Origin of the sequence: Pseudoalteromonas sp. H103 (assembly GCF_001469205.1) — a bacterium.
Taxonomy (GTDB): Bacteria; Pseudomonadota; Gammaproteobacteria; order Enterobacterales; family Alteromonadaceae; genus Pseudoalteromonas; species Pseudoalteromonas carrageenovora.
The window spans coordinates 1-15,282 of record NZ_LOFG01000011.1 but is presented as its reverse complement, the minus strand read 5'-3'; the positions used below and the strand labels follow the sequence as shown (position 1 = coordinate 15,282).

General features: G+C 40.7%; 10 protein-coding genes and 2 pseudogenes. 8 read left to right on the top strand and 4 right to left on the bottom strand.

The genetic code is table 11. From position 1 onward, the window contains the following. Window positions 1-69 precede the first annotated feature (69 nt). Complete coding sequence (locus ATS74_RS07270) at window positions 70-1,008, bottom strand: LysR family transcriptional regulator (RefSeq protein ID WP_058548265.1); 939 nt, start codon at window positions 1,006-1,008, stop codon at window positions 70-72. 119 nt (window positions 1,009-1,127) lie between these two features. On the opposite strand from ATS74_RS07270, the gene ATS74_RS07265 reads away from it, so the two are divergent. The 5 genes from ATS74_RS07265 (at window position 1,128) to ATS74_RS07245 (ending at window position 10,455) form a co-directional block, all read left to right on the top strand. Beyond that, on the top strand, window positions 1,128-2,297 hold the full coding sequence (locus ATS74_RS07265) for an efflux RND transporter periplasmic adaptor subunit (RefSeq protein WP_058548264.1): 1,170 nt from the start codon (window positions 1,128-1,130) through the stop codon (window positions 2,295-2,297). Window positions 2,298-2,306: 9 nt separating this feature from the next. Continuing rightward, window positions 2,307-5,459 (top strand): efflux RND transporter permease subunit, encoded by a 3,153-nt coding sequence (locus ATS74_RS07260; RefSeq protein ID WP_058548263.1) that lies wholly within the window; start codon window positions 2,307-2,309, stop codon window positions 5,457-5,459. Next, window positions 5,452-6,864, top strand: a complete 1,413-nt coding sequence (locus tag ATS74_RS07255) for a TolC family protein (protein WP_058548266.1) — start codon at window positions 5,452-5,454, stop codon at window positions 6,862-6,864. The genes ATS74_RS07260 and ATS74_RS07255 overlap by 8 nt, the downstream gene beginning before the upstream one ends. 10 nt (window positions 6,865-6,874) lie before the next feature. Beyond that, a complete protein-coding gene (locus ATS74_RS07250; protein ID WP_058548262.1) occupies window positions 6,875-7,903 on the top strand; it encodes a zinc-binding dehydrogenase in 1,029 nt (342 codons plus the stop codon). A 296-nt stretch (window positions 7,904-8,199) separates the two neighbouring features. Continuing rightward, complete coding sequence (locus ATS74_RS07245; protein ID WP_058548261.1) at window positions 8,200-10,455, top strand: acyl-CoA dehydrogenase; 2,256 nt, start codon at window positions 8,200-8,202, stop codon at window positions 10,453-10,455. A gap of 182 nt (window positions 10,456-10,637) precedes the next feature. Here the strand turns inward: ATS74_RS07245 and ATS74_RS07240 are convergent. Both ATS74_RS07240 and ATS74_RS07235 read right to left on the bottom strand, forming a co-directional pair. Continuing rightward, window positions 10,638-10,919: pseudogene (locus ATS74_RS07240) on the bottom strand (tyrosine-type recombinase/integrase); the annotation flags it as partial. A 266-nt stretch (window positions 10,920-11,185) separates the two neighbouring features. Then, window positions 11,186-11,866, bottom strand: a pseudogene (locus tag ATS74_RS07235) (integron integrase); the annotation flags it as partial. 591 nt (window positions 11,867-12,457) lie between these two features. Between ATS74_RS07235 and ATS74_RS07230 the strand changes: the two are divergent. The 3 genes from ATS74_RS07230 (at window position 12,458) to ATS74_RS07220 (ending at window position 14,344) form a co-directional block, all read left to right on the top strand. Continuing rightward, the gene (locus tag ATS74_RS07230) at window positions 12,458-13,030 is read left to right on the top strand and encodes a sel1 repeat family protein (protein WP_058548259.1); all 573 of its coding nucleotides are present in this window, start codon (window positions 12,458-12,460) and stop codon (window positions 13,028-13,030) included. Between the two features lie 124 nt (window positions 13,031-13,154). Then, entirely contained in the window at window positions 13,155-13,469 is a 315-nt protein-coding gene (locus ATS74_RS07225; protein ID WP_058548258.1) for a CC0125/CC1285 family lipoprotein, read from the top strand. A gap of 116 nt (window positions 13,470-13,585) precedes the next feature. Further along, window positions 13,586-14,344 carry an abortive infection family protein gene (locus ATS74_RS07220; RefSeq protein ID WP_058548257.1) on the top strand — a complete coding sequence of 253 codons (759 nt, stop codon included), beginning with the start codon at window positions 13,586-13,588 and terminating at the stop codon, window positions 14,342-14,344. A 400-nt stretch (window positions 14,345-14,744) separates the two neighbouring features. Here the strand turns inward: ATS74_RS07220 and ATS74_RS07215 are convergent. Next, window positions 14,745-15,282, bottom strand: a 538-nt coding sequence (locus tag ATS74_RS07215; RefSeq protein WP_152996111.1) for a transposase, incomplete at its 5' end; no start/stop codon positions are given.

The window sequence follows — 15,282 nt, the reverse complement described above, 5'->3', positions numbered from 1 at the left end:
TCGCCCCTAGATTGAACAAATTTCAATCCGCAAAGAACAACACGCCCTAGTAACCTGTAACCCTAAGCCTTAGTACATTTGTTCAAAGTTCGGAATACCATTTTCCCAAATTGGTTTGTCTTTTCCTAAGTGCTCACGAACTGCATCAAAAAATAAACGTGTTCTTACCGGTAAATCACGGTGTGGGTACACCGCATACATAGCGCTAAACTCCATAAGCTTTACATCGGTGAGTAATGGAACGAGCTTCCCTTGTGTTATTTCGTCACCAATAATAAATGCAGGCGCTACAAAGTAAGTAGTACCCGATAGGGTCTTCATTAGTAATGCTTCGGCATCGTTTGCCCTAAACACACTTTTTATTTTTTGCTCGCACTGCTCACCTTTACTATTAAAGTAATCTATCCCTTCAACCCTAATAGAGTTACTAGCATAACTTGCAGCAGGTAATTGGGCTAAATCTTCCATGGTTTTAGGCATGCCGTAAGTTTCTATAAACTCTGGTGCGGCTAATATTAGCAAGCGGTTACGTGCAATTTTACGGGCAATAAGGGAGGAATCTTTTGGCTCACCCACTCTAAAGGCTAAATCAAACCCTTCAGAAACAATATCAACTAACCTGTCGTCTAAACGAAGTTCAACTTCAACTTGCGGAAAGCGCTTTTGAAAATCGTTAAGCACAGGCTGCAAATAACGTCTGCCGATAAGCGTTGATGAGGTGATTTTTAACACCCCACGTGGCTCTAAATGGTAGTTTTCGGCCATACGTACGGTTTCACCAAGTAACTCTCTTAGTTCGCCGGCTTTTTTGATCATTTCGGCGCCTGCCGCGGTTAACGAAAACGAGCGGGTGGTGCGGTTTAACAGCCTTACCCCTAACTCATCTTCTAAGCGACTAATTTGCTTAGATATAACAGAGCGGTCAATGTTGCGAATTTCTGCTGCTTTTGCAAAAGAGCCTTGTTCAACGACTTCGAGCAGCATTAAAAGCCGGCTTGTTGTATCCATTGTTACACCTTGAATATTCTATTGATGCCATTTTGGCATTAATGAATTTAAAAATCTATGGTTTTTACACACGGGTTTAATCCGTATTATGCAAGGCTAATCAACAATGGAGCGTCTTCATGAACAAACATCTAATTGCTGCTGCACTTACTGCGGCATCATTAACACTTGCAGGTTGTGCTGATGAGAGCACAGCTCAATCAGCACCCGCACAGCAACTTCAACCGATTGATGTAGCACAGGTGCTTGTTAAGCCAGTACAAAGCTGGCACACATACACAACGCGTTTAGAGTCTCCTCAAGAAGTTGCTTTAATGCCACGTGTATCAGGCATTATCGACAGCATTGAATTTAAAGAAGGTGACGCGGTAAAAGAAGGTGATGTTTTATTTCAGTTAGATGCTCGGCCATTTGCAGCCGTTGTTGCAAGCTTAAAAGCACAAATAGAAAGCGCTGAAGCTGCGCTTGAACAAGCTAAAAGTGAAGACAAACGCGCAGTACGCTTATTAGAGAGAAAAGCTATTTCTACAGAGCAAGCACAAGCACGCACATCAACACTTCGCCAGCGCGAAGCCCAGCTTTTAGCATTACAAGCACAGCTTACATCAGCAGAGCTTGATTTAGAGTTTACGTCTGTTGTTTCTCCAATTAATGGCATTATCTCGCGCGCAAATATTACTAAAGGTAATAATGTGCTCGCGGGTCAAAGCGTATTAACGTCAATTGTGTCAAACCAAGCTATGTATGCTTATTTTGATGTTGATGAGCGTACCTGGAATAGCTCATTTAATGACGTAACAGCTGCGAGTCGTCAAACAGTTGTAATGCAAAAAGTAGGTCAAACTGACTTTGCATACAAAGGCTACATTAACTTTATTGATAACCAAATTAACTCATCAACAGGTACTTTACGCGTGCGTGCAGTATTTAATGAAGATAGCAATCAACTACGAGCGGGTTCATTTGCACGCATTAAGTTAGCGGCTAATGAAGTGAGTGAAAAAGTAATTATTCCTGAGCGTGCTATTGGTACCGATTTAAAAAATCGTTTTGTATTAACGGTTGGCGAAAACAACGTACTTGAATACAAACTCATTACTGTAGGTGAACGATACGGTGCTTTACGTGCGGTTACCTCTGGCCTTAGCGAAGATGACGTAATTGCAGTAAACGGCCCAGCACGTGTAGGCCCAGGTATGCCAATCTCTCCACAAACAGTAACAATTGATACAAGCGGTGTTGCATTTACATTGTCAAACGACAACGCACAACTTGTGGCTAAGCAATAAGGTTTATTGATGAAATTTTCGCATTTCTTTATACAGCGCCCAATATTTGCGGCAATGCTGTCGTTGGTTATTTTAATTGCTGGTGGTATTTCACTATTCCAACTACCAGTAAGTGAATACCCAGAAGTAGTTCCTCCTACAGTGGTGGTGACTGCAAGTTACCCGGGTGCAAACCCAACCGTTATTGCGCAAACAGTGGCAACACCGCTTGAGCAAGAAATTAACGGTACTGAAAACATGTTGTATATGTTTTCGCAAGGTACAAGCGATGGCCGTATGACATTAACGGTGACCTTTGCGTTAGGTACCGATTTAGATCGTGCTCAAGTACAAGTACAAAACCGTGTAAACAGTGCGCTTCCGCGTTTGCCAGAAGAAGTACAACGTTTAGGTGTAGTTGCTGAAAAATCATCACCCGATTTAACCATGGTAGTGCATTTATATTCACCTGAAAAAACGCATGATACCGCGTATTTATCTAACTATGCCGATTTAAACATTAAAGATGAAATTGCGCGTTTACCGGGCGTAGGTGATATTCGCATGTTTGGTGCTGGCAAATACTCAATGCGAGTATGGCTAAACCCAGATGCACTTGCTGCACGCGAATTAACAGCAACAGATGTTGTAACAGCACTTCGCTCGCAAAACCAGCAAGTTGCTGCCGGTAGCTTAGGTGCGCAACCAATTTCAAACGATAGCCAATTTCAAATATTGTTAAACGTTAAAGGCCGTTTAAACAGTATTGAAGAATTTGAACAAGTTATTATTAAAGTAGGCGAGGAAGGTCAGTTAACGCGTTTATCTGATATAGCCCGTGTTGATTTAGGTCAAGATACTTACTCACTACGTGCAGAGCTTGATAACCAACCAGCTCTTGCAATGCCAATATTTCAGCGCCCTGGTTCAAACGCTATTGAGCTTTCCGATCAAGTACGCGAAACAATGGCGCGCTTATCTAAAGATTTCCCTAGCGGTGTTGAATACGACATTGTGTACGATCCTACGGTATTTGTTCGCGGTTCAATTGACGCAGTAATTGCCACTTTGCTAGAAGCAATTGTACTGGTAGTTATTGTTGTTATTGTATTTTTACAAACGTGGCGCGCATCTATCATCCCGTTAATTGCTGTGCCTATTTCACTCATTGGTACCTTTGCAGTAATGCAATGGTTGGGCGTGTCAATTAATACCTTGTCGTTGTTTGGTTTAGTACTGGCCATAGGTATAGTGGTAGATGATGCGATAGTAGTTGTTGAAAACGTAGAGCGTAATATTGAAAACGGCTTATCGCCACTTGAAGCAACACGTGTTGCAATGAGTGAAGTTACAGGCCCAATTATTGCTATTGCTTTAGTATTAAGTGCGGTGTTTATTCCTACGGCATTTATTACTGGGCTGTCTGGTCAGTTTTATAAGCAATTTGCGCTTACAATAACAATTTCGACAATTATCTCTGCGTTTAACTCACTCACGTTATCGCCAGCGCTTGCTGCATTGTTATTAAAGTCGCACGATGCAAAACCAGATGCGTTTACTCGTTTACTTAATAAACTGTTTGGCCGTTGGTTGTTTGAACCATTTAACCGCGTATTTAATCGTGGTGCTAAAGGGTACGAAAAACTAGTACAAAAGCTTATTCGTATGACTGTTATTGTGATGGTTGCTTATATCGCACTGGTTGGCGGCACAATTAAATTATTTGATACGGTACCAGGTGGCTTTATTCCACAGCAAGATAAGCAATATCTAGTTGCAATTGCACAGCTACCAGATGCGGCAAGCCTTGATCGTACTGAAGATGTACTAGCCCAAATGCAACAAATTGCATTAGAGGTACCAGGCGTTGCACATACTGTTGCGTTCCCAGGCTTATCGGTTAATGGTTTTACAAATAGTCCTAACAGCGGCATTGTATTTACGCCACTTGAGAGCTTTGATGAACGTACCGACCCAAGTAAGTCTGCAATGGCAATTGCTGCACAGTTAAACCAGCGTTTTGCTGCCATTGATGAAGCCTTTGTAGCTGTATTTCCGCCACCGCCAATTCAAGGCCTAGGCACAACAGGTGGTTTTAAACTGCAACTTGAAGACAGAGCAAATAAAGGGTTTGAAGCCTTATTTAATAGCTTGCAAGCCGTAATCGGTAAGGCGCAGCAAGACCCTGCATTAATGGGGCTTTACTCAAGCTTTAGAATTCAAGTGCCACAAATGGATATAGACATTGACCGCGAACAAGCACTTATTCAAGGTATTCCACTTGATGAAGTATTTGACGCACTGCAAGTTTACTTAGGCTCTGTGTATGTAAACGACTTTAATATGTTTGGCCGTACGTACCAAGTAAATGCGCAAGCTGATGCTGATTACCGTAAAGACCCTGAGCAAATACTTAACTTAAAAGTACGTAACCGTGCAGGCCATATGGTGCCATTAGGTTCTGTATTAACGGTAACACCAACCATTGGCCCTGACCGTGTTATGCATTACAACGGTTACCCAAGTGCCGAGCTTAATGGTAGCCCAGCACCAGGTTATAGCTCTGACCAAGCACAGTTAGCTATTGAAAAAGTACTCGCAGACACACTGCCATCAGGTATTGAGTATGAATGGACTGAAGTAACGTACCAACAAGTACTTGCTGGTAATACAATGGTTTATGTATTCCCGTTAGTTGTATTGCTTGTATTTATGGTACTTGCAGCACAGTACGAGAGCTTACGTTTACCACTTGCGATTATATTAATTGTACCGATGACTATATTCTCTGCTTTATTAGGTGTGTGGTTTGTTGGCTCTGACAACAACATATTCACCCAAATAGCGTTAATAGTACTGGTGGCCTTAGCTTCTAAAAACGCGATATTAATGGTTGAGTTTGCAAAAGACAGACACGACTCAGGATTAACGCATCTAGAGGCAATACTTGAAGCATGTCGTATGCGTTTGCGCCCTATATTAATGACCTCAATTGCATTTACAGCAGGTGTTGTACCGTTAGTGCTTGCTACAGGTGCAGGCGCTGAAATGCGTCACGCTATGGGTAACGCAGTATTCTCAGGCATGATAGGTGTAACCGTATTTGGTTTATTATTTACGCCGGTGTTTTACATGCTAGTAACGAGCAAAAAAGATAAAGCGCAGGAGAATGCTCATGACTAAATTGATGCAAAAAAGGTTTAAAACTAGCCTAACAGTCAGTGCGGTTTTAATGGCTTCGTTTTTAGCAGGGTGTGCGAGTAAAATAGACACTATTAGCGAGCAAAAAGCGGTTAACGATTTTGTTGCTAAAGCTAATATTGCTAGCAACGTGATTGTTGCTGATGAAACAAGCTGGTGGACAAAACTTAATTCTGATCAGTTAAATGAACTTGTTATAGGTGCGCTTGCAAATAACTATAATTTGCAAACAAGCCAGTTAACGCTTAAAAGCGCATTAGCACGGTTAGGTGAGCAAAAAGCCCAGTACCTGCCGCAAGGTGGTGTAGATGTAGGCGCAGCTCGAAGCGATACACCAAGCGTTTATGACCGTCAATCAAGTGCAAACGTTGCACTTGATTGGCAGCTAGATTTGTTTGGTCGAATCACAGCCTTGGTTGATGCAGCAAATGCATCGGCCATGAGCCAAGCAGAGCAAGTACGCTTGCTGCAAATTGAAGTTGTATCGTCGGTTGTTAAAGGCTTTGTAAGCTACCAAGGCAATGTTGAAAAGCAGCAAATCATCGCAATGCAAATAGAAGCCCTTGAGCAAAGTATTGATGTACTTCAAGCACGTGTTGACGAAGGTGTAGCAAACGAGCTTGATTTAAATCGAACTATGGCGCAGCTAAGGCAGCAACAAGCACTTATGCCTGCCATTGAGTATGCAAAATACAGCGATTTATCTGCTCTTGCAGTACTAAGTGGTAAGTTAGCGCAAGACATTGCTATTGAAAACGAGCAAGGCGTGCTTGAACGTGACTTTAGCGTAGCACTAAAAAATGCTAATAATGCCATTGCCTTACGCCCAGATATTAGCCGTGCATTATTTGATTTTAGCCAAGCAAATAGTTTAAGTGTTGCAGCTAGCAAAGCGCTATTACCAGATATCAGCTTATCTGCATTTGCAGGGGTTGTGAGTATAGACAGCACAGGCTTAAAAAATACCGATCAGCAGTGGCAAGTAGCGCCGCAGTTACAATGGTCGTTATTAAGCTACCCAGCATTATTAGCACAGCGCGACGCACAGCAATTTTTAAGTGAAGCGGCTTACAGTGATTACCAGCAGGTAGTACTAAATGCGTTAAGTGAAAGTGAACTATCGCTACAAATGTTGGTTAATCAGGCGCAGCAAAAACGTTTTGCAGATGAGCGCTATGACTTTGCTAATAAAGCATTTTTACAAGCACAAGCAATGTACGAAGAAGGTCAAATTCCTTATCTTGAGTTGTTAGATGCGCGTCAGGATGTTTTAATAGCGCAAGAAAATGCTGTTGAAACAACAATTACTTCACTGCTTGCTAAAGTAAATGCCTACCAGTCATTTAATGGCCAATGGAGTTATGCGTTAAACGACACTAATAAGTAGAGTTATATTGATGCCAAAAACTGATAATTTAAATAACTACGATATCCCGCAAACTATGCGCGCTATTGTACTGCCAGAGCCAAATGAAGCAATTAACTTAGCTGATGTTGAGATGCCTGTTCCAGACTGTGCAGACAACGAGCTACTAGTAAAAGTAGAGTACGTTGGTTTAAACCCAGTTGACGGTTATTTTGCTAAAACCGGCTTTTGTAAATGGCAATACCCACATGTTTTAGGCCTAGACGCTGTAGGTGTTGTAGTTAAAGCTAAAAAAGGTGTATTTCCTAATGTTGGCGAACGCGTAATGTGGCACGCTAATATTGGAGAGCAAGGTGCGTTAAGTGAATACACTAAAGTAGCTAACTTTGCAGTGTCGGTTGTGCCAGATGCGTTAAATCCAGCTATTGCAGCGACTTTACCGTGTGCGGGTATGGCTGCACTAATAAGTTTGGATAAAATTAATATTAGTGAAGGTGATACTGTTTTAATTGAAGGTGGCTCAGGGGCCGTAGGCCAATTTGCGATTCAATACGCTAAGCAGCGCGGGGCAGATGTGTTTGTAACCGCATCAAAGCGTAATCATAAAATGGTTAAGCAACTAGGGGCTGATGCTGTTTTTGATTACAACGACAAGAAGTTGTGTGAAAAAATACGCCGCGAACTCGGTCCACAAGGCTTTGACGCTGTTATTGATACTATTGGTGGGGACACAACTCTTCGTAACATAGAGCTTATGCGCTTTTGTGGACGAATTGCTTGTTTAAATCCGCTACCGAGTTTTGATCAAGACTTAATGTATCATCGAGCGCCTAATATTAGCGTGGTATCAATTGGTGGAGCATGGCTTGCAAACAGTTTGTGTGCGCAGCAACGCTTAAGTTTTATGGGCAATTTGTTACTCGAAGGGGCGGTTAATAGCGATATTAAACACCCAGACATAACACCTGTAGATTTTAGCGCCGAATCTGTTTCGCAAGCGCTTAATAAACAGCTAGCTGGTGGATTTACTGGCAAGCAAATTGTTAAAGTTGCCCGATAACAAACCTAAAAAGTTAACGACAAACGCAGCCATAATTGGCTGCGTTTTTTTATGCCTTTAATTTTATGCCTTTAAAAAGTTTAGGCACCTTTCCCCTTATTTCGTGTTTTTATTCACCAATCGCGCAAAAAAAATATATTTCAGAGTACAAGTGTAAGCCTTTTTGTTTCAACAGTTTACGTCTTCGTAAAGAAAATAAATTGAAAAAACTGTTAATTAATTGAATAGAGTAATTGATCTAAACGAATTTTTATGACGTAATGTAGGTATTATTATCTGGTCGGATGAGTTCAATCATGAGTTTACGTACAAAATTAAAAAAAGTATTACCAAGTATTTCAATCACTGAACAAGAAGCGCTAGACGCAGGTGATGTGTGGCTAGAAGGGTCTATCTATCAAGGTAAGCCAGATTTCAGCGCACTACGCGATGTACCTGCAGCTACTTTAAGTGCAGATGAGCAAGCATTCCTAGACGGCCCTGTGCAAGAGCTACTTGGCATGATAGACGATTCAGTTATTCAAAACGGTATTCACTTACCTGACGATATTTTAGAATTTTTGAAAAAAGAGCGTTTTTTCTCGCTTATCATTCCTAAGTCGTTTGGTGGCTTAGAGTTTAGCCCTTATGCAAACTCTACAATTGTGGCAACTATTGCAACTAAAAGCTCTGCAGTTGCGGTAACTGTTATGGTTCCTAATTCATTAGGCCCAGGCGAGTTATTACTTCATTTTGGTACACAAGAGCAACAAGCTCATTACTTACCTCGCTTAGCTAACGGTACAGACATTCCATGTTTTGCATTAACAAGCCCAGAAGCGGGTTCTGATGCAGGCGGCATTCCAGATGTGGGTACTGTTACCAAAGGTTTATACAACGGTGAAGAAGTACTTGGCCTTGAAATCACGTGGGACAAGCGTTACATCACACTTGCACCAATCGCTACGGTACTTGGTTTAGCCTTTAAAGTAGTTGATCCAGATGGCCTACTTGGTGGTAAAGAAAACCTAGGCATTACTTGTGCGCTTATTCCAAAAGAGCACCCAGGTGTAGAGCTGGGTAACCGCCATGACCCTATGGGTATTCGTTTTTACAACGGTACTACACGTGGTAACAAAGTATTTGTACCAATGGACTTTATTATTGGCGGGCAGAAAAACATCGGCCGTGGTTGGCAAATGCTGGTTAGCTGTTTAGGCGCTGGACGTGGTATTTCTTTACCTGCGCTAGGTGTGAGTACTTCGCAAGTAGCATTTAAATCAGCATCTGAATACGCAGCAGTGCGTGAACAGTTTGGTTTAGCCATTGGTCAATTTGAAGGTATTCAAGAAAAGCTAGCCGACATTGCAGGAAAAACGTACCTACAAGAAGCAATGCGCGTGCTTACAACTGAAGGCTTAGGCATGGGCTTGAAACCATCAGTAGTAACCGCAATCGCTAAATACCACATGACAGAGCTTGGTCGCGACGTGCTCGATTCTGCTATGGATATTCAAGCAGGTAAAGCAATTCAAAATGGTCCGCAAAATACACTTGCGAGCGGTTATGTTGCACAGCCAATTGCTATAACGGTAGAAGGCGCGAACATTCTTACTCGTAACCTGATGATCTTTGGTCAAGGTGTAATGCGTTGTCATCCATATTTACAATCTATGGTTGAATCTATACATAGTGAAGACAAAGGTGCAGATAAAGAGTTTAACGGCATTTTACGTAAAACAATTGGTTACAGCACAGCAAACAGCTTACGTGCGTTCCGTTTAGGTGTTTTACCATTTACTGCAAGCGCTAACTCTGATTTACCAGAAGTCCGTGAATATGAAAAAGCAGTTCATAAGTTATCAGCTAAATTAGCGGTATATGCAGACTTCTCGTTACTTGTACTTGGCGGTAAATTAAAGCAAGCTGAAATGCTTTCTGCACGTTTAGGCGACGTTATGAGCTTTTTATATGCGGCAATGGCATCAATCAAATATTACGAGCAAAAAGTAGCAAGCAGTGAACGCGAGCAAGCAGCGCCGTACTTCCATTACGCAACTCGCTTTGCTCTGCAAAGCGCTGAAGAAGCACTGCATAAGTTTTTAGATAACTTCCCTGCAAGTGGTACTCGTAAGTTTATACGTTTTGTAACAATGAACTACTCAACTAAAATGCCAAAAATTAGCGACGACTTAATTCGCGAACTAGCTAAGCAAGCTCAGCTTGATACTGCATTTAAAGCGCAAATTACACATTTAGTTAAACCAGTAGAAGGCGATGGTCATTACATTAATGAGCAAGCTTACAAAGCTAAAATGGCATCACTTGGTGAGCTGGCTAAAGTTAAAAAAGCACTGCGCGCTAAAACAATTAAGCCAGGCATTCGCTTTAACATCACGCTTGATAACGCACTAGCGGCAAACGTGATTACCGATGCTGAGCACGCTCAGTTAATTGATTACAACATAAAACGTGAAAAAGCGATTCGTGTAGATGAGTTCGACTTTGACATGAACTTACTAGATGACAACGCACAACCAGTTAATCCACTTAAAAGTGTAGTTAACCAATAAAATTAAATTCAATGATGCAAAGCGCCCGCAGTATCGGCGCTTTTATTCTTGAAAAGTATTAGTGTGGAGCCCCGCTTGTGTAAAAACAAGCGGGGCTTTTTTATGTGTTTTTTAAAGTAGAGATAGATAGCGGTGTTGGTCTTAAAGCGAATATGTATGTGTAGAGGATTAAAAAGAGACGCTTATAATCTTGAAAAAGGGCTAACAACCCCGTTAGCACCTTGTTGTAAAACATGAGTATATATTTGCGTAGTACGCACATCGCTGTGACCTAGTTGTGTTTGTACTGTACGTATATCAGCGCCGCTTTGCAGCAAATGCGTAGCGAAAGAGTGGCGCAAAGTATGTGGGGTAACGTGTTTATTAATATGTGCATCAAAAGCGGCTTTTTTAACAGCGCGTTGTAATTGCTTTTCATCGATATGATGGCGTCTCAATTGCTTACTCTCAGGATCAAGACTTAGGGCCTGTTTATCTTTTGAGGTTAAATTTGCAGCAGTGTGTTTGGTATTTAGGCAAGGCAGAGCCTATGTAGTGTGGTTATTCCCCATAAATGGGCGATAACGTAGCATTAATGCCAAACAGGCGCTGCCCAAAGGGTTCTTCCTAGGGGCTATTTACTCTTTGTTGCTCAATTTTTACTTAGCCCACTAGGTTACAAACCTCACGCCGCGATTAAATAGCCCCTAGATTGAACAAATTTTAATCCTGAAAGGTCAACAGGCCCTGATTTATGTGATGAAAATAAATATTGCCAACCTAACTGTTTGTTATGGTTCGGATATTTTTTACGTAACAAATGCGGCATATAAGCGCCGCTATATAAGGGGGTTTTCAGATCTAATTGCAGGTAACTATCAACTAATTGTATTTGAGAACGTAATTGCGGTATGAGCTCTACTGCAAGCGTTACAACACGATTTTTACCTCCTTTGCCATCCCAAATTCGAATGCAGCTATAGTCAAAGTCAATATCGTGAACTCGTAAACGCAGTACCTCCATTAATCGCATACCACTGCCATAAAGTAATCCACAGGGTAAATAATGCTTTGCTACACAGTGTTTAAATAGCGCTGAAACTTCTGTTTGAGTAAGCACAACGGGTAGTTTTCTTGGGCGTTCACTTTTTACAAAGTCTAATGATAATGAAAGGGGGCTCTTAATTATTTCTTTATATAGGAAACTTAGCGCATTTAGTGCCTGCGCTTGTGTGCCTTGCGCTACGTTTTGCGAGTTTACTAAATGGTTCAAATACGATTCCACTTGAGTGTCTCCCATAGAGCTTGGGTGCTGCATATTATTAAAGCGGATATAGCTAGCTATCCAAAAAAGATAAGCTTCAATAGTGCTCTTTGCATACCGTTTGCTATACATATGGTCTTTAATCATGGTTAGAAAGAGAGATTTCATAAATGATATTCAACTTTTAAAAACGTACTGTATATATAGACAGTTGTTCGTGTTTTGTCCAATAACATTATTAAAAGTCGTTTTGGTGTATTTTAACAACAATAACTTTACAAAATACGTAATTACTTGATTACATGGAAGTTGTTTAGTGGAATTATTAAGCAATGTAATATACGCCGTTTTGGGGTGTTATAAACCCCCAAAGTGGTGTTCAATAAGCTGTTATGAGTTTTATCTAATTGGATTGCTTGTCGTAGCTAAAAGGATTTTTCTAAACGTAACTTTCTCTTTTGCTTCATACGAGTTGAGCTAGGTTAGCTTTATCAATAGCCACTAATAGAATTTGCCTTTATTAAAGAGATTTTTATGGCAAATCCATTAGTTCAGGCTAGTTTTATTAGTAGCTCAAGTTAACCTTCATTTACAAATTGGGTGTTTACTATTAGTGTAGTGTTTTGAGTTAACCAATGTAACTCATAACAAAACAATTAAACGGACTACTAACAGCTGGCTGTGGTTCGTGCCTCACCAATTTTAGCCAGCTATTATTAGCCGCTTATTGTGGCGTTATATCGCACAAGGAGTCTTGCGTTGAATATTAGATTGTTAACTATATCCTTACTTTTCTTAAGTTCTTCTGTTTTGGCAGATAAATGCAAAATTGAATACTTGGATGAGCTTGAATATACAGATATAGAATGTCAATTCTATATGGGAACAACGGCGTATAGAAATAAGGTTTATGAAGTTGCTGCTGCTCATTGGAATTATGTTATTGATGCCCCTTTAAAGTATGAAGGTGAAGAGCAATTTCAAGCCATGGCACTTAGCACCGTTACTTTTTTAACTTACCAAGGTTTAGGGGTAAAACAAGATAGGAACTTAGCAGTCAAAAACTGGAAAGATGCGGTGTCAAAAGGTGATTTTGAAGCGAGGAGACACCTTGGTATGGCTTACTCTGACAAAAGTTATCGGAAAACAGATTTGATTCAAGCTTTGGGTTGGTATGAATCTATTTTTATAGTCCAGCCGGATTTTTCAGCTTTAGATGAGTCAGATCAGAGTGTATTTCAAGATGCAGTTGATGCTGCTAAAAGTATCAAACTTAAGCTTTCGGGTAAAGATATACAGAAAGCAAAAGAGTTCGCTAAATCTACATTGTAAAGCGATATAACAAGCTAATTAATAAGGACAAAAACAGTTGGCTGTTTTCGTTCCTCAACATTTTAGCCAACAATTTTTTGCCCATTATTAGGGCGTTAGCATTCAAGTCAGGTTTGGAGAAACAATGAAGTTTATCTTATCAATTACAGGGTTCTTATTATTAGCTGGTTGTGCAACGGGCTATCAGGCACATACATGGTCAGGTGGTTACAAAGATAAAGCGCTAGGCGAAAACCACTATTATGTTGAATATTTAGGTAATGGCACAAACTCCACTGAGACAGTGAACACATACTGGGATATGCGCGCAAAGGAATTATGTCCAAATGGTTACACTGAAGTAACTTCAGAATTGGGCAAAAATAACTCCTTTGCAGCCGGAACTGCTGGTGTTTCATTTGATCACCCTTGGAAAAAAGCGGAAATTAAGTGTAATTAAATGCTAACAAGCGCTTCATACGGAAAAAATACAGCTGGCTGTTTTCGCTCCGTTCAACATTTTAGCCAGCTATATTTTTCCGCTTAAGCGGGCGTTAAGTTTCTTAAGGAGTTTCGGTGTCGGCGGAAATAGAATCCATAAATGACGACTTTGATAGAGCTGAATACCTTCAGAGCATAGTTTTAACAAAAGCTACAGGTGGTGAGGTTGAAGAACAGCATTATATTCAAATGCGTAATCACTTTATGGGTAACCCTAATTATTCAGAATTAATCCCTCGGTGGATACGTACCAATAGGAATATCGATCAATTCTGGCAATTCATTAAAAACAAGTTCCCTACTTACGCAGAGCGTAGAGTATTTTTAAATGAAGAGTTAAATCCTCTCTTAGAATATATTGAAACAAAGCAAACTTTACCTCCATCTAAAAGCATTGATGCTGTATTAAGTAAATTTGATTCTGACGGTATTCATTTCGCGTGGCAAAAAGCACTTGAGCGTAAAACACAGGATCCTGAAGGAGCAATAACCATATCAAGAACTATTCTTGAGTCTGTTTGTAAACATATTCTCCTTGCCAAAAATATCGAATTTAATGAAACTAATATAGAAATTTCAGAGTTATATCGACTTACTGCTAAAGAGCTTAATCTATCGCCAGATCAACATACTGAAAAAATATTCAAACAAATATTAGGTGGGTGTTCCGGCATTATCAATGGCTTAGGCTCTCTAAGAAATAAACATGGTGATGCTCATGGTTCTAGTCCTAGAGCAGTAAAACCAAAGCCTAGACATGCAGAATTAGCTGTCAATTTAGCTGGAACAATGGCGTTGTTTTTAATATCAACGTATGAAGCAATCGAAACTTAACAAGTCGCTCAAAAAGGACAAAAAACAGTTGGTTTTTGCTCCTGCGTCGCTTATTTTAACCAACTACTTTTTTGCCTCTTAGCGAGGCGTTGGTATGACTCCCACTGTCAAGTTAAGCACACTGATCCTTGCTTAACTTTTTAAGCCATAATTACTTCAGCTCGAATTAGAGCGAGTTAATACATAGGATGAAGCAAGTAATGTCGTCGATTATCTTGCTGATATTCGTTGGTTATTACTATTTCTAGTAACAGAGCAGACCTTACTTATTTCGTCGTGGCACCTGTCTTCAGTCTATGTTCGTGGTTCAATGCAGCGTTAGCTACATTGCCATCCTAACGCCGTCGGTGGTTGTGCCACACCCGATGCTTGGTCCCATGCACTAACTCTAATTCGTTTATCATGCGGGTACTCTTGCCAATCTAAGTTTTGCGCTCACTGGCGTAAGCACCACTTCTTTAGCAATTGCCCATATGTATGCAATCATTTCCCGAGCAATTGCGGTAACAACCAGGTTGTAGTGTTTTCCTTTAGCTATCATTTTTTTATAGCGTTTGCAGAGCCTAAGCTGTGCTTTCCATGCAATATCAATAATGTCCTTTGGTAAGCCCTCTTGTCGTTTTTGCATATCTGTTGATATATTTGCCGCATACCGATAAGTGTGCGCGCCTTCAATGAGAAGGCGTCTTGCTCGGCCATTTCCGCATTTTGTGATGGCGCCAATATGGCGTTTGCCACCACTCGAGTGTTCACTGGGTACAAGACCGAGATAACTCATTAATTTACGGGGATGGTCGAAGCGCGATAAATCACCAAGCTCAGCCACAACGCCGGTGGCGACCAACAAGCGAACACCTCGCATTGCTTGTATTGCTTTAACAACGGGATAATAACGCCATTGATGGACGTGATGTGTTAGTTCATTGTCTAGTCTTTCA